This window comes from Peribacillus folii (assembly GCF_030271255.1).
Taxonomy (GTDB): Bacteria; Bacillota; Bacilli; order Bacillales; family DSM-1321; genus Peribacillus.
On the sequence record NZ_JASJOM010000002.1, the window covers coordinates 85,733 to 102,418 of the forward strand.

Consider the following 16,686-nt stretch of genomic DNA (forward strand, 5'->3'; position numbering starts at 1 on the left):
ATGTTTCTTCCAACTATATATTTTACCGCTGATGATGACTTATGGGATCCAAAGCCTTTGGAAGCTGGGCTAGATTAGTTGTCATTTTCTTAATGGTAGATGTGTCATGCCAGGAAGCATAAGCTGATGAAAATTGATGTTTCGGTGTGGGAATAACGGAAGTTGATTTAAATGCAGAAGACAATAGAAAGGGTTGCATGTAGGATTCGTTTCATATCACACATTTGAAGGAATGGAGAATATGGCTCCACCCCTTCCATCCTGTTAATATGTTATTGAACGGAACCTGCTCCAGTGGCGGCTCCGGAATTGACATCTTTTAGTGTTGTATCCAATGCATCAAGTTCCTTCTGGGTTAGCGGCTGATCATTTTTCGTTTGTTCTTTGACCTTATTCACTGCCTCACCATGTGCCTTGACTTCTTCATTGGCCTTTTGGACCTCTTTTTCAAGCTGAGCCACCAATTTATCAGCTTCTTCAGCTTTTTGCTCGGCATATTTAAGTAAACCTTCGTAATTAGCGATCTTTTCTTTCGTTGCATTCAACTCCGCAACTTTGGCATTATACTCATTAGTTTTGGTAATCAAGGAGGCCCTGGTCGCTTCCAAGTTGGTATTGGAATCTTTTAAACTTGCTTGAAGACCTGTAATGTCCTGTTGAAGTGAAGCAATGTTTGTTGCAAGATTATCTTTTTCTGAGGTCATTTTCTTAATATCTTCGTTCAGCTTAGAGATTTCAGCTTTCTTCCCGGTGATGATGGAATTCGCTTCAGTGATCTTTGAATTAGCACTGTCCCGCAACGTATTGATCTTGCTCACCAAGGATTTTTCATTTCCTTCAAATTGAGTGATCTTGCTTCCTGCTTCCTTAACAAAATCCGATGCCTGCTGTAACGTACCTGTACCTGTAAATACCAGTCCGGCACCGGCCAATGTAAAACCTCCCAACATAATTCCTGCCGCAATCTTACTTGTAAATAAACCCATTTCTTTTCCTCCAAATGATTAAATATTCAGCAATGAATGATCACGACCCATTCGATTTACATTACATTGCTTTTATTGCTATTTTTTTCAATTAATACGATAAGGCATAAAAAAAGAGCCTTGAATGGCACAAAACAGCTAATTACATATCTTCAAGTTTTCTTGTTTATATAAATTCCCGTATTATTCAACGTTCCATAAGATAAATATCCATCGGCTTAAACTGACCTAACCATGTGACTATATAAAAGATATTCACTGCAAAATTCTAATTTCACTTTAATTAATGATATTTCAAAATGGCTTTTTCTTTCATCTAATACCATTAGGCAAAAAAACACCAGAGGTCCTATTAACTTCTAATAACAATCAAAAACCACATACATCGAACGTATCCTAAAACATTGCTCAGTCAATCATAAAGCTTCCTCCTATTACATTAGTCACATTTAATTATAATACTGATATAATAGTGTTTTAGAATGAGTCTATTTACCTCTAAATACAGAAAATTTTTATTGAATATGTCCAACCATTCACCCAAACTACTTTTCCATGCAAATCCTATATCGTTTTTCCCTTGACAGATTATCTTTGCTGATATGATTTCTGAATTTTTTGGGTATGAATTTGCGGGGAAAAGCTGGTACTGGATGAAGAGGAGCACTGCTACGCCTGATTTTTCGCAATGCTTCCATTGAAGCGGACAATCATGCGTCTTTTTACATATGTGATAGACTTTGAAAATGGTAAAATCAAGGTAATCAAAATGATACGCTGACAGTACAATGACATGGGCAAATTTAATTCATTCGTTTATAAAACAGGGAACCTGGAACAACGCTCTTCTATGTGGCATTTTTGATTGCGCAACATCATTTTTTAAATGGGAACGCCCTAAACTTAAACTATCCATACTGGAGGGAAATTTAATGGATCACGAATTAAAGGCATTTATCAGGAATTGTGACAACGCAATAAAACAGGAAGACTTTGATACTTTGATGAATTTTTATACGGAAGATGCGATTTTAGTTGTGAAGCCTGGCATGATTGCACGCGGTAAAGAGGAGATTAAGGAAGCATTTATTAAAATTTCAAAATATTTCAATAATACCCTAGTGCCCACACAGGGAGAAATGGTAATTTTAGAAGCTGGAGACACCGCCTTGGTCATTTCCCAAACGCTACTGGATGCCGACAAAACGGATTCGAAATATTCAATGGAAAGAAGGGCCACTTACGTATTCAAGAAGAATCCCCTTGGAGAATGGCTTTGTGCAATCGACAACTCCTACGGAACGGACTTGATTGATATGTAGTTTATGACTATGTAAGGTGATAAGAGTTTCCTTATAGCCGGTGCGAGACCTTGACTGGAAGATTTAGATTGGTTTAAGCAGTTCAAGCTGCTTTCTTTTTAGTCATTTATATGGGTTTTTGTTAATGAACCTTTAATTTTCGATCGAAATAAGATACAATTTAAAATGATGCACAGTTTAAATCATATAATTGCAAAAATGTGTTGAAAACGTTGAAACAAAAGTATTTTGGAGGAATGTAAATAAATGATTACTGTAAATAATGTTGGTTTACGCTATGGCGATCGTAAACTGTTTGAAGATGTTAATATAAAATTCACGCCTGGTAACTGTTACGGGCTTATCGGTGCAAACGGTGCAGGTAAATCCACGTTCTTGAAAATCCTTTCCGGTGAAATAGAAGCACAATCCGGTGATGTCCATATGGGGCCAGGTGAACGCCTTGCGGTTCTTAAGCAAGATCACTTCGCATACGAAGAAGAGGAAGTCCTTAAAGTTGTCATCATGGGACATGAAAGATTATATGAAGTCATGCAAGAAAAAGATGCCATCTATATGAAGGAGAACTTCACGGACGAGGATGGTATGAAAGCCGCCGAGCTCGAAGGTGAATTCGCCGAATTGAATGGTTGGGAAGCGGAGCCAGAAGCCTCCATCCTCTTAAAGGGCCTTGGCATTACAGAAGACTTGCATTCGAAGAAAATGGCTGAATTGACCGGTGGGGAAAAAGTAAAAGTATTGCTTGCCCAAGCACTCTTCGGCAAACCGGATGTTCTTTTACTCGATGAGCCTACCAATCACTTGGATCTAAAAGCGATCAAATGGCTCGAAGAGTTCTTGATCAACTTTGAAAATACCGTTATCGTCGTTTCCCATGACCGTTACTTCCTAAACAAGGTTTGTACACATATCGCAGACCTTGACTTCGGTAAAATCAAAGTGTATATCGGGAACTATGACTTCTGGTATGAATCCAGCCAGCTTGCCCTTAAACTTACTCAAGATGCTAACAAGAAAAAAGAAGAAAAAATCAAAGAACTGCAAAATTTCATCGCTCGTTTCAGCGCCAATGCATCCAAATCGAGCCAGGCAACATCACGTAAGAAGTTATTGGATAAAATCAGTTTGGACGATATCCAGCCTTCATCGCGTCGCTATCCTTACGTCGGTTTTACACCTGAGCGTGAAATCGGGAACGACCTGCTTCGGGTTGATGGAATCTCGAAAACGATCGATGGCGTCAAAATCTTGGATAACGTCAGCTTCACGATGAATAAGGGCGATAAAATTGCCTTCGTCGGCAAAGATGAGATTGCCAAAACGACCATGTTCAAAATCCTGGCTGGAGAAATCGAACCGGATGGCGGATCCTTCAAGTGGGGCGTAACCACTTCGCAGGCATACTTCCCTAAAGATAATGCCGAATTTTTCGAAGGCGTCGATTTGAATCTCGTCGATTGGCTTCGTCAGTATTCCCCAAATGACCAAAGCGAAAGCTTCCTCCGCGGATTCCTAGGAAGGATGCTATTCTCTGGTGATGAAGTGACGAAAAAGGCAAGTGTCCTTTCAGGGGGCGAAAAAGTTCGCTGTATGCTTTCCAAAATGATGCTAAGCGGTGCAAATGTCCTGATGCTGGATGAACCGACGAACCACCTTGACTTAGAGTCCATTACAGCATTGAACAATGGGCTGATTGCCTTTAAAGGATCCATGATCTTCTCTTCTCATGACCATCAGTTCATCCAAACTGTTGCGAACCGGATCATTGAGCTTACACCAAAAGGCACGGTCGATAAGCAAGTTAGTTATGATGAATATCTTGAAAATGGCCCATTGCAAAAACAAGTGGCTGATATGTACAAATAATCGGCTTCACAAAGCGGCACATCCAGGTATGGATGTGCTTTTTTCGTTACGCCTGCCCATTATTCCATTCGTTTTCACCCTTTCAGCGTATGGAAGGAATAAAAAACAATCTGCTTGAAATATAATAATAAACCAAAGAAGGCCCTGTATAAATTGATCGATTGAAAGGTATATTGGGAAGAAAGGAGTGGGTAGGTTTGGATGGGCAAGCCGTGAAAAATGTATTTGAAGATACTGGCTATCTTTTCTTATACGACAAATTCAATTATCAATTTTACGTATCGGGATTGTTCGACTCAGTCGACCAAGAGCGGGTCATTTCTGATTTCTTAAGCGCATTTGCATTTGACGAAATAAAACCACTCTTTTTTGATGACTTTTCCTTTTACTTTAACTGTTTCCATTATTCACAGCAAAAGCAACAAATGCTGGATTTCCTCAAAACCGAATACGATGACCATATTTGTTGATGAAGGATAAAAGGGCACCGAGATGAATTCCATTATCTCAGACTGTAGACAAACTAGATAAAAATCAGTTTGTCTACAGTTTTTTTGCATCCGCATTTGACATGTGTAGTTTAAAGCCGGCCTAAATAGAAGCTTTTAAAGCTCCAGATGGTAACCGATGGGGAATTTCAAGTCCAAACCCCTACTGTCTACATACTCGCTTTAATTTAACCTATATCCCCTATTTCTTGTAAAACTCATTATTATAAATTTCCATGTTTTGCAGATAGATATTTACTTCATATGTTTCTGTTTCATAGGTAAATTACACTAATTGTCAAAATATAAAAAACATCCCGCTTGTCTTTAATATTCCCAAGTTTTCTTTCAGTGTATTGAACCTTATATCTTTTCTTATTCTGTACTTTTTTCTCCAGACTTAATTTGCTGAAAATGAAGATTAAGATCTTTTAGTGCAGCTATCAGTGCATTTGTTGCCTTTCCTTGATAATACGTTTGAATCAATTCGATTGCATCATCAATACCAGCACTTAAACAGATCCCTTTTAAAAGCCGTCCAATAAATTAACGTCCCTGTTCTGTTGCTAATGTACAAGACGCCTCGAGTACAACCCCAAATTCGGCATCGACTTCCGCTGTAATCGTTAATGTTTCAAAAACACTTTTAGCTGCCATCCCCTGAGGTAAACGGGCGTGACCTGCAATTAAAATGGTTTTCCCATTAATCATTAAGAACCTTCCTCTCTAGGGAGTATTATATTTTTGTAAAGCTACTTCCCTTAAATGACACTGCTCAGGAATTCGGTTAACCACTTATTTGCCAATTTCCATTGAAGCAGTAGCTGCGGGCGAAGGAGCATTACATATATGTGCGTTGCGCTTATCCATGATAATATGAAAGTCATCCACCATATTTCCATCGTCCTTTAAGGCCTGGGCACCAACTCCTGAAGGCATTTCGTAAATTTACTCGCCAATTTCCTGATCCTCGGTAACTTAACACTTCCGTTAAATCTTTTGCATTGAAATCTGTTTTTTTATATCCTTCTCGTTTGAAGCTTAGTACAGCATTTGGACCTGCATCTACCTCTCCCCTGATCATACGGGTAAAATGCACTCCTAAAAATGGGAATTACGACTGCTTATGAATATGGAAATCGTTTAATCAGGGCCACTCGCGATGATACCCAACAATTTCTCTGCCAACGATTGCAAAATCATACACTTTTAAACACTTCATTTATCGAGAATCTCTGCTATTTGGCAGCGCCATATTATTGACCTAAAAATTGTGGTTTTCTCCTTTCACTGAACGCATTAAGAGCCTCTATACGATCTTCGGTAGGGATCGTTATCTCATATGCCTTTGACTCAATGGCAAGCCCCGTTTGCAAATCCGTATTCATTCCATGAGTAATGGCATATTTCGCTTGTTTTAATGCAATCGGACCGTTTTTCATCATGTTTGCAGCCAATTCTTCACAGACAGTTTTCAGCTCGGTACGCGGTACCACATTCAAAAAAATGCCTAAATCAAGTGCCTCTTCCGCTGTCACCTTTTTAGCAGTGAAGATTAGTTCTTTCGCTTTTGTTTGACCTATTAGTCTCGGTAGTCGTTGTGTACCTCCGGCTCCTGGTATGATAGCCCAACTTGTTTCCGTTAGGCCCACTGTTACACCTTCAGCTGCTATGGCAAAGTCACAAGAAAGTAGCCATTCAAGCCCTCCTCCCAATGCATACCCATTAACCGCTGCGATGGTGGGCTGGGGTAGTCCCGCAATACTGTTAAATACATCTCGAATGGCTTTGACGTTTCTTCTTACTTGCGCTTCATTTAATGTCTTTCTTTCCTTTAAATCTACACCCGCGCTAAATGCTTTTTGACCTGCTCCTGTGAAAATAACCACACGGATGTCCTGATTAGCATTAATAGCATCGACAGTTTCCTGAAGATCAATAAGGGTTTCATAATTAAAGCAATTCATTACTTCTTGACGATTCACTGTTATATAAGCAATATGATTTTCTATTTTGTTTATAATATTAGACACGAAAATTATCTCTCCTTTTTCTTAGGACAATAGCCCCAACTAGTCCAACTAATAAGGGCTTATTTTTACTCTTCCATGTTTTCAATAATTGCTGATACGCCTTGTCCAACGCCGACACACATGGTGGCAAGTCCATACTGAACATTTTGCTTTTTCATCTCATGAAGTAGTGTTGTCAAAATGCGTGCTCCGCTTGCACCTAACGGGTGACCAAATGCAATTGCACCACCGTTTACATTCACTTTTTCCGGGTCCAATTTTAATTGACGGATACACTCAATAGACTGGGAAGCAAACGCCTCATTTAATTCGACAAGTCCAATATCACCCACTTCCAAATTTGCCCTTTCTAATACCTTTTGCGTAGAATAAATAGGGCCAAGACCCATAACCGATGGTTCCAGACCAACAACTGCTCCGACTACATATTTGGCTAGGGGTTTTAATCCTAATTCCTTCGCTTTTTCTGTACTCATCAATAGTAAGGCTGAAGCTCCGTCATTTACACCAGAAGCATTCCCAGCCGTTACCGTGCCGCCTTCAAAAATTGGTTTGAGTTTTCCCAGCTTTTCAAGCGTTGTATCCGGACGTGGATGCTCATCTCGCTCGAAGACTATCTCATTTCCTTTTCGGTCTTTAAAACGAACCGGAACAATTTCATTCGTAAAACGTCCAGTTTCAATTGCTTGTTTTGCTCTTTGCTGGCTTTGCAAAGCAAATTGGTCTTGAGCTTCTCGGGACACCGAAAAACGGTAAGCTACATTCTCTGCTGTTTGTGGCATTGAGTCCACTCCATACATTTTTTCCAGCTTTTTATTCGTAAAGCGCCAGCCAATCGTTGTATCATGAAGTTCCATCGCCCCCCTAGGAAATTCATTTTCTGGTTTTGCCATGACATAAGGAGCTCTTGTCATACTTTCTGTTCCACCGGCAATATAAATATTTCCTTCCCCCACCGCAATAGATTTAGCAGCGTACATAACAGCATCAAGACCTGATCCACACAACCGGTTAATCGTAGTTCCGCTCACATTAACTGGAAGCTCGGCCAGCAAAGCCGACATTCTTGCCACATTGCGATTATCTTCTCCAGCCTGATTGGCATTGCCGAAAATGACATCCTCAATTTGTTCTGAAGGCAAATTGGGGTTTCTTTCAATAAGTGCCTTAATGACAACTGCCCCCAAATCATCAGGCCTTACACTCTTTAATGAGCCTTTATATCTCCCAATTGGTGTTCTTACAGCATCTACAATCACTACTTCTTTCATTTTCCCATCCACTCTTCTTTCTTTGAATAGTCATAGATGCCTTTTCCAGACTTACGTCCAAGACGTCCTGATTTTACATACTGCTCAAGTAATGGAGCAGGACGGTATTTTTCACCTAACTTTTCATGTAAATAGTTTAAATTGTTCAAACGTGTATCAAGACCCACTAAATCCACTAGCTCAAAGGGACCCATTGGGTAATTAAGCCCTAGCTTAATCGCTTTATCAATTTTTTCTGGTGTTCCAAGTCCCTCTTGAAGCATATAAAAAGCTTCATTGCCAACTAACGCATTAATGCGACTCGTCACGAAACCAGGAAACTCATTAATGACAACCGTTTCTTTCCCCATCTTTTTGGCTACTGTTTCTATTGCTTCCGCAGTTTCTGTACTCGTTTCAAGGCCTCGAATAATTTCTACCAGCGGCATTTTATGCACTGGGTTAAAAAAATGCATGGCTATGGTCTGAGCAGGACGTTTTGCATAAGAAGCAATTTCCGTCGGACTCATAGTGGAGGTATTCGTTGCGAAAATACAATGAGCTGGTGCGTATTCTTCAATTGTTCCAAACACCTGTCTTTTGATTTCCGCTTTTTCAGGGACCGCTTCAATAATGACATCAGCTGAAGTTGCAGCTTTTTGCAAATCTGTTAAATAGGATAAGTTCGCTTTTGCCTTTTGCTCCTGTTCATAGGAAAGTTTCCCCCTTAAAAGTCCTTTTTCAAAAATAGTGTTCAGTTCAGCTTCAGCATTTTTAAGTGCATGTTCGTTAACATCAACCAGCGTAACCGTAAAGCCCCCTACTGCACCAACATAAGCAATTTCACGTCCCATCACGCCTGAACCTATTACAACAAGCCTATTCATTGTTTTCCCCCTTCTAATTTAAATGAAAATCTTTTGTAGATTAAAACGAAATTTTACTATTGTAAGCCTTACATGGTTTTAGTGTTAATTGCGCTTCCTTTTTGGTCCGTAACAACATTTTCTTCCTTTTCAAACGGATCGTACATTTTTTCCCTGATAAATAGTCCAGGAATCACTGCTGATATGACATAGGCAATACCTAGGGTAGCTAATCCTAATCCTATTGATTGATATTCCGCAATGAAACCAATCATAAAAGGCGCTATCGCTGCCCCGATTCTGCCAATATTATACGAGCCCCCTACAGCCGTACCACGAATATCCGATGGAAAACTCTCGTTCATGTATGTGGAATTGACTGCATATGGCATACCATATAGAAATCCCAAAATCGTTAATAACGCGATAACGTTAGTCGGTGTATTGTAAAGATAAACAAGGGGTAAGAGAATCGCAGTAGATAGCCCCCCTATAATGAACATTGTTTTTCGACCGTATCGATCTGCCAGCCAACCTGTAATGATCTTTCCTAAGATTGCGGCCGTGTAAGTCCCTACCAGGTAGCCTGTCATCTTTTTAAAATCAATACCTAAATCAGTGACAATATACGACGGCAGCCAGGTACCAACACCATAATAAGCGAATTGCAAGAAGGTCGCAGTAATGCCCCATAAGATAAAAATCTTTCTTGTTTTTGAATCGTTAAAAATCGTAGCCCACTCGTTTTTTTTATTCCCCTTTTGTTTTTGCGCTTGCGCTTTTTCTTTCCATCCTGGAGGTTCTGGAACCCTGAATCTTATATAAATGGCTAATAGAACAGGTACAACCGCAATAAAGTATAGAGGCCGCCAACCATATTCAGGCAATATTGCACCTGCCAATAAAGCTGCCACTAAATATCCTAAAGAATAAGCCGCTTGAATTGTACCTAAAACTGTCGTTCTCCTTTTCGTAGGTACATATTCAGCCATAAGCATCGTAGCAATTGTATATTCCGCCCCTATACCAATTGCAGATATGAAACGAACAACAATAAATTGTTCATATGTTTGGGTAAATCCAATTAAGCACGTTCCAACTGAAAATAGAACCATCATCCAGGTCGCCATTCTCACCCGGCCAAATCGATCAGCCAACCAACCACCACAGATCCCGCCGACACCCATACCCACTAAGGACCATGTAGCAATGAGACCTGCAGCTGCATTACCAATATTAAACTCTTCCATTAGACTAGGCATCGTGATAGACAGCATGATTAAATCCATTCCATCTACCATAAGACCTAAAAAGCAAGCGATGAAAACTACAATCCAAGTCCGGTCTGATCTAACTTTATCCATAAAACACCGCCTTAATTATTTATTCAACTTCTTTATATACTTTTGTTGGAAAAGATAAACAATTCCATTTGTAAGCGTTGTCTTTTTAAAGGATGTAAAGTCATAGGATGGTAGGAATGCTAATAACGAGTAGTTTCCATCACCGATTCATTGTTCAGGCAAACATTTTGTTCATGTACCTATATGAATTGCCATATAAACTCTACTTAAACTTTACGGTAGGAAGTTCGATTGTCTTCTGAACGATATATCTAGTGGATAAATAAGCAACGATATATCTAGTGGATAAATAAGCACTGTATGTTTAAATTACCTTTTCATTTATGAAAGATTCAATTTCTTCTCTATCGTATCCTAACTCTAATAATACTTCCTCAGTATGCTCCCCATGTAAAGGTGGATGTCTCTCAATGGTAACCGGTGTATCTGAAAGTTTGATTGGTGAACCTAAAAGTTTAACGATTCCAACTTGTGGATGTTCAACTTCCTGTATCATCTGCCTTTCAAGTACTTGCTTATCTTCAAAAACTCGATCTAATGTATTAATAGGACCACAAGGAATATTATTTTCCTGGAAAGTGGTGAGCCATACGTCTCCCGTTTTCATACATAATGCTTCTTGTATTTGTGGAATTAATTCTTCCCTATTTATGTTACGTGCGCTGGCTGTTGAAAAACGCTCATCACTAGATAACTCATCCAACTCCAGTAAGGAGCAAAAACGTTGGAACTGCCTATCATTACCTACTGCAACAATAATCTCATAATCTTTAGTTTTAAAATTTTGATAGGGAACTAGGGTCGGATGCTGATTGCCATAACGTTTAGGAAGTTTCCCTGTATTTAAATAGCCTGTAGCAAGATTAAGCATTGTAGCTACCATAGTATCCAAGAGCGAAATATCACAATGCTGGCCACGACCTGTATGATTTCTTGCCTGCAAAGCAGCTAATATGCTAATAATCGCATGTAAACCTGTAAATAAATCAGCCATAGCATTCCCAGACTTTGTAGGTTCACCGTCTGGTGCCCCATTCATACTCATAAACCCGCTCATCCCTTGAGCAATAAAGTCATATCCCGGTAAATGTTTGTAAGGTCCTGTATGTCCAAAACCTGTGATGGAGCAATGAATTAATGTAGGGTTTAACGCTTTCAATTCTTCATATCCTAGTCCTAACCGCTCCATTGTCCCTGTTTTAAAATTTTCTACGACAACATCCGCTTCCTTTAGAAGCTTTTTTATGATTTGTATTCCCTTTTCTGTCTTTAAGTCCACTGTGATGGCTCTTTTATTTCGGTTAACTGCCATAAAATATAAACTTAACTCTTTAATATCAGGAGGAAACCAAGCCCGCGTTTCATCTAGCAATTCCGGTCCCTCCACTTTAATGACCTCCGCTCCCAAATCTCCCAACATGCTAGTACAAGTTGGACCAGCAACCACCCGACTTAAATCAAGAACCTTAATCCCGCTTAAAGCTTTAGCCATGATACCCTCCCCAATTCTTAATCGATGCCTTGAACCTTATGGAAGTTATTGTTGTTTTAAAGTTTTACGGTTCGCTGCACTTGTTTTAATAATGCTTCTACAGCCTGTTCTGGAACTTGTTCCCAGTCAACAATAGCATCAAACCATTGCAATAATGATGAATCCGAGTAGCTAAAATCATCCAAACCATTTGAAAGCAAATAACGGTGGAGATACTGTAAAGTCATGTATAATTTACGGTAGCTTCCTTGTTCTTTAATTTGCAAAGATGCTTCATCCAGTAAAAGACTGGCAGCGCAAACATGATACATGCGGTTCATTAATTGTTTTGCAGGTAATTCTCTCTCTGGCCCGTTCAAATTCATTATTTTCTTTGCTTGCGCTTCAATTTTATTGGTTACGTGTAGAAGAACCTTACCAGTCTGCTGCGCCAAAGAATCAGAGATACCACCTTTGAAATTGCAGACTGTATTAAAGAATACCTCTCCAGCTTCATCTTTCACTAAGGATCTTATTACGTCTAACGCCACAATATTGGTGGTTCCTTCCCAAATTGCACCTAATTGAGCATCGCGCACAAGCTTCGGTTCCACCCAATCCTCGATATACCCATTCCCGCCTCTTGCTTCCATTCCTTCAGAGGTGGAATATCTCGCTCGTTTACAAATGTATCCTTTTAGTAAGGGCGTCAAAATCCGTAATAGCTTTTCATCGGCTTTGCTTCCTTGATCGGCTTGATCATACACGGAGGCCGTGAAAAATGTCATGGCCGCAGCTGCCTCGGAATCTAGTAATAATTCAAACAGGGTTTCTTTCATAAGCGGCTTTTCGGCTATAGAGCTGCCAAAGGCTACTCGGCCTCGAGCCGAAATAAGCGCTTCCAAAAAACTTCTGCGCATCATGGCAGTGGAACGGACGGCATTCGATAATCGTGAGGAATTTACCATGGACATCATTTGCTTAAAACCATTGGTCACATCACCTACAGCATAAGCGACCGCCCCTTCAAATGCTACCTCACCCGAAGCCATGTCGCGAGTTCCCAACTTGTCTTTAATTCGGTTGATACTAAACTTATTTAACGATCCATCCGGTAGTTTTCTTGGCATTAAAAACATCCCAAGTCCTTTCGTGCCCGCTGATGCACCTTCCGGCCGAGCTAACACTAATGCTAGGTCTGTTGATACATTCGAACAAAACCACTTATCGCCCCAAAGCTCCCACCGCTCGCCCACTTTTTTGGCCGTTAACGTGTTAGCCCCAACATCGGACCCCCCTTGCTTTTCAGTCATGAATTGGGCGCACGTCCATAATTCCTTCATATCTGTACTTGTCAAACGGGGTAAATAGGTATCCTGCATGTCTTGGTCGGCATACCTCCTTAAAACACGTGCCCCTGAATCTGTCATACTCATTGGGCAAGCTAACCCGAACTCGGATTGTACAAATAAATACCAAAATGCATATTTTAGTACATGTGGAAGTTTCGTAGAAAACCCCAGTACCGGTTTATGGGACATAGCAGCGAGACCAAATTTACCGTATCCTACATACTCCATTTCCTTGTAGGCTGGGTGGTAGTCCACTTCGTTTATACGCTCTCCCTTCCCATTGAAAGCAATTAACTCAGGAGTATGCTTATCCGCAATACGAGATAACTCATCTAAACGTGTTCCTGCAATTTCACCTAATTCTGTTAAGTAAGACAAGGCGTGATCATAATCTTCTTTGGAAAGGTAACGTTGAAGAATAAAAGGAAGATTGGGATCTTCCTTAAAAAAGTTTAAACCCTTTGTCTCTGGCATCGCGCCCAATTCAGCTTTTATTGAATTGGATGTTAAAAATTCAACATTCATAAAATTTCCTCCTATTCAGATAAAATAGTAATTAACAATAACGGAATTATAATTCCTATATTTGATATTAAGAGAATATTGTCTAAATTGTCAATTTATTTTTTATTTTAATCTGAACATGACATTTCAACTTTCAAGATCAAAGTTATATACAATATACAAATATAATATTTTGTTAGATATATACGGTATAAAAGACTAACTTTCGTGGTTATAGGATTCTTTCTTTTAAAGTTATTATAGTGTTCCATATTAAAGATTCTTAACCCTGTTAATGAGCTTGTCATCCTGGTATGATATAATATTTTCAATAACTGACGGTCAAAATATCGTTTAATAATTTTAACGAATACTAACTATAAAACTTAATTTAAATGGGATTTAACGGAGGATTTTATTTATGAACACGAAGATTTCGTCTACTGTGCAGCGTGCCATTAAAATTATCAATCATTTAAATGAGACACCAGGTCCACAAGGAATTAAAGATATTAGTGAAAAACTTGACATTTCCCCTCCTATCACACATCGCATGTTAACTACGCTGAAGTTGGAAGGTTTGGTCTTCCAAGACTCAGTTTCTAAAAAATATTCTCTTGGAACCGTTTTTATCGACTATGCTAATAAAATAATTACTGATATACCTTTTATCTCTTTAATTGATTCCCAATTAATTGATCTTAGAGATGAAACTCAGGAAACGGTAGGATTTTATATGTTAACAAGCATGATCAGGATGTGTGTGATTGAACATGTAAGTAACCAGGAAATAAGCAGGAAAGCTGGAGTCGGTAATAGGATACCGCTACATCTTGGATCAAGCGGAAGAGTAATCTTGGCTTTCCTAAATGGAGATCTACAGGCACAAGTATTAAACATTCTGCCTGAAGAAGAAAGAAATTCACTTCAAAAAAAACTAAAGACGATTGAGAATATCGGTTACTCGATAAATGAGGAGGAACTCACGAAGAATGTGGCTGCGCTATCAGCTCCTATCTTTGGGGCAAAAGGAAAAGTCATAGGAGCCATTTCCGTTTCCGGGCCAGTCTTTCGTTGGAACAAAGAAACGATGGAACAGTATATCCCTATATTATTAAAAACGACCGAAAACATTTCAAAATCATTATATTAATTCAAGATTTTGGAACATATAGAACACTTAAAAACAACCCTTTTTTATAGTTTAAAAAACATTCCACAAAAAAACGTAAGTCAAACAATAAGAAATACTTCTAAGAAGCCTTGAGTACTACAGTTTGTAGCCAAAAAGGGGGTCGGGATGATAAAATTCCGAACCCCTTTTGAAATTCTCCAGTGTTTTTATCCATATTGCTGTGCGGGCTTGCCACTTTGTTTGACGTATTCCGGCAGAAATTTCAAAATCATGTCAATGACGGCAGCCTGACAGAAATGATCAAAAGCTTCGGCCATCTTCTGTTTGGCCTCGGCTACCCTTTGAATCTTTTGAGAAGACAAATGCTGTTATAGCTTCGTTAGTAAACCTTCATTCCAAGAAAAAAAGCAGTGTATTCATTTCCTCGATTTATGACGATAGAACTGGTCATGAAAACATTCCATAAGGCACCCCTATCATAAAGCCCTTGGAGGTATAATAAAGAATTTTTAACCCATAATATGCTTAATGTAGCATATGAGGTGTGGCAATAATGAAAAAATCATTTAATAAAAGAGGAAATTCTTCATTGGATAACGTAAGCGATGCAATTACACAACTAGAAAAATCAAAGGATTTTACTCGTTTATTGATACCTAGTGAACACCATACCGGACTTTGTGTATCTTATTTTAATACTCTAATCGATATTGAAATATTACGTAGAGATATCTTGCCTTATATAAATAAAACTTCCAATACACTTGAAGGTGTGATACATGATCTTCCATTAGAAAGTATGATTTTTACCGATACCCCCTCCGAGGTACAGGACCATTTACTAATTGGGTATATTAGCATCATGTTAGCTGATCTGAATCATAAAGCCGTTTTAATTAAAGCAGCTTCCAAAGAGAATAAGGAATTTGCTCTTCCAGAAGTTGAATATAGTATTGTTGGCCCGAAAGAAGCTCTCGTGGAATCATTGGATACAAACCTCCATTTAATTAGGAAGAGATTACCCATTCCAGAGCTCACGATCGAGGAATTGTCGGTGGGTTCGCTTTCAAAGACAAGGGTGGCCATTCTTTCTATTGAAGGGATTACCAACAAAGAGAATGTCCAGACTACTAAGCAGCGAATAATGGATATTCATTTCAATCAGATCATTGACATTTCCTATATCGCTCAAATGATTGGCGACAATAAACTGACTCCTTTCCCCCTATACGTTGATACAGAACGGCCAGATCGGTTGGCTGCCTCCCTCGCAGAGGGAAAGGTAGTCGTTGTCGCCGAGGGTTCTCCGCATGGATTGATCGGTCCTTCGACGCTAATAGAGCAATTCTCTGCCTTTGATGATTATTTTCTTAATTGGGTCATAGCGTCTTTTTTCCGTTTCCTAAGATTCTTTGGGGCGTTACTTTCCATACTGATCACCCCGCTTTATGTAGCCATTTTAACGTATCATTATGAATTAATCCCTAAAGATCTAATAAATACGCTTGTAATTTCGAGAAGCGAGGTGCCTTTCCCTCCTATTTTAGAGGCTTTAATCCTGGAATTGGTCATTGAATTACTTCGTGAAGCGGGAGCTAGACTGCCCACCAAAGTCGGTCAAACCATTGGAATCGTCGGTGGTATTGTCATTGGGACCGCATCAGTGGAAGCTGGGTTAACGAGTAATGTTTTATTGATTATCGTGGCGCTTTCAGCTCTTGCTTCTTTTACATCGCCAGTCTTTCAATTAGGAAGTGCAATCCGACTGATTCGGTTTCCGTTTATTTTGATGGCCAGTTATATAGGATTGATTGGGGTTGCCATTAGCTTTTTTTTCCTGCTTGTTCATTTACTTAGGTTAAAATCTCTTGGCCGTCCATTTATCGAGCCTTTATTTCCACTGCGCCTTTCGGATTGGAAAGATGCTCTCGTTCGTTTGCCATTTTCCTTTCAAGCAAAACGACCTGTCGAAGTTCAATCTGAAAATCTCATGCGTTTTGATGAAAAAATGGCGTCTGATAAAAATCCTGTGAAGGAGGAATAAGCTGG

The 16,686-nt window shown here is 39.3% G+C and carries 12 protein-coding genes and 2 pseudogenes; 5 read left to right on the top strand and 9 right to left on the bottom strand.

What is annotated here, in order from left to right:
* Nucleotides 1-272: 272 nt before the first annotated feature.
* Entirely contained in the window at nucleotides 273-986 is a 714-nt protein-coding gene (locus QNI08_RS03040) for a hypothetical protein (protein WP_285765962.1), read from the bottom strand.
* Nucleotides 987-1,918: 932 nt separating this feature from the next.
* On the opposite strand from QNI08_RS03040, the gene QNI08_RS03045 reads away from it, so the two are divergent.
* The 3 genes from QNI08_RS03045 to QNI08_RS03055 all read left to right on the top strand — a co-directional run bounded on the left by QNI08_RS03045 (nucleotide 1,919) and on the right by QNI08_RS03055 (nucleotide 4,644).
* Complete coding sequence (locus QNI08_RS03045; RefSeq protein ID WP_285765963.1) at nucleotides 1,919-2,308, top strand: YybH family protein; 390 nt, start codon at nucleotides 1,919-1,921, stop codon at nucleotides 2,306-2,308.
* A 246-nt stretch (nucleotides 2,309-2,554) separates the two neighbouring features.
* Complete coding sequence (locus QNI08_RS03050; RefSeq protein WP_285765964.1) at nucleotides 2,555-4,174, top strand: ABC-F family ATP-binding cassette domain-containing protein; 1,620 nt, start codon at nucleotides 2,555-2,557, stop codon at nucleotides 4,172-4,174.
* Between the two features lie 197 nt (nucleotides 4,175-4,371).
* Nucleotides 4,372-4,644, top strand: coding sequence for a hypothetical protein (locus tag QNI08_RS03055; RefSeq protein ID WP_285765965.1), 273 nt, complete (start codon nucleotides 4,372-4,374; stop codon nucleotides 4,642-4,644).
* 393 nt (nucleotides 4,645-5,037) lie between these two features.
* Here the strand turns inward: QNI08_RS03055 and QNI08_RS03060 are convergent.
* The 8 genes and pseudogenes from QNI08_RS03060 to QNI08_RS03090 form a co-directional block, all read right to left on the bottom strand.
* A pseudogene (locus QNI08_RS03060) lies at nucleotides 5,038-5,373 on the bottom strand (DUF3870 domain-containing protein).
* Nucleotides 5,374-5,457: 84 nt separating this feature from the next.
* Nucleotides 5,458-5,776: pseudogene (locus QNI08_RS22565) on the bottom strand (L-2-hydroxyglutarate oxidase); the annotation flags it as partial.
* A gap of 142 nt (nucleotides 5,777-5,918) precedes the next feature.
* Entirely contained in the window at nucleotides 5,919-6,695 is a 777-nt protein-coding gene (locus QNI08_RS03065; protein ID WP_285765966.1) for an enoyl-CoA hydratase-related protein, read from the bottom strand.
* Nucleotides 6,696-6,760: 65 nt separating this feature from the next.
* On the bottom strand, nucleotides 6,761-7,966 hold the full coding sequence (locus QNI08_RS03070) for an acetyl-CoA C-acyltransferase (protein ID WP_285765967.1): 1,206 nt from the start codon (nucleotides 7,964-7,966) through the stop codon (nucleotides 6,761-6,763).
* Nucleotides 7,963-8,832, bottom strand: a complete 870-nt coding sequence (locus QNI08_RS03075; RefSeq protein WP_285765968.1) for a 3-hydroxyacyl-CoA dehydrogenase — start codon at nucleotides 8,830-8,832, stop codon at nucleotides 7,963-7,965. The genes QNI08_RS03070 and QNI08_RS03075 overlap by 4 nt, the downstream gene beginning before the upstream one ends.
* Before the next feature lie 68 nt (nucleotides 8,833-8,900).
* Nucleotides 8,901-10,175 carry an MFS transporter gene (locus tag QNI08_RS03080; RefSeq protein ID WP_285765969.1) on the bottom strand — a complete coding sequence of 425 codons (1,275 nt, stop codon included), beginning with the start codon at nucleotides 10,173-10,175 and terminating at the stop codon, nucleotides 8,901-8,903.
* Nucleotides 10,176-10,479: 304 nt separating this feature from the next.
* Complete coding sequence (locus tag QNI08_RS03085) at nucleotides 10,480-11,667, bottom strand: CaiB/BaiF CoA transferase family protein (RefSeq protein ID WP_285765970.1); 1,188 nt, start codon at nucleotides 11,665-11,667, stop codon at nucleotides 10,480-10,482.
* Between the two features lie 56 nt (nucleotides 11,668-11,723).
* Nucleotides 11,724-13,523, bottom strand: a complete 1,800-nt coding sequence (locus QNI08_RS03090) for an acyl-CoA dehydrogenase family protein (protein WP_285765971.1) — start codon at nucleotides 13,521-13,523, stop codon at nucleotides 11,724-11,726.
* 400 nt (nucleotides 13,524-13,923) lie between these two features.
* Between QNI08_RS03090 and QNI08_RS03095 the strand changes: the two genes are divergently transcribed.
* Together QNI08_RS03095 and QNI08_RS03100 are read left to right on the top strand one after the other, a co-directional pair.
* Nucleotides 13,924-14,655 (top strand): IclR family transcriptional regulator, encoded by a 732-nt coding sequence (locus QNI08_RS03095; RefSeq protein ID WP_285765972.1) that lies wholly within the window; start codon nucleotides 13,924-13,926, stop codon nucleotides 14,653-14,655.
* Between the two features lie 535 nt (nucleotides 14,656-15,190).
* A complete protein-coding gene (locus QNI08_RS03100) occupies nucleotides 15,191-16,681 on the top strand; it encodes a spore germination protein (protein WP_285765973.1) in 1,491 nt (496 codons plus the stop codon).
* Nucleotides 16,682-16,686 lie beyond the last annotated feature (5 nt).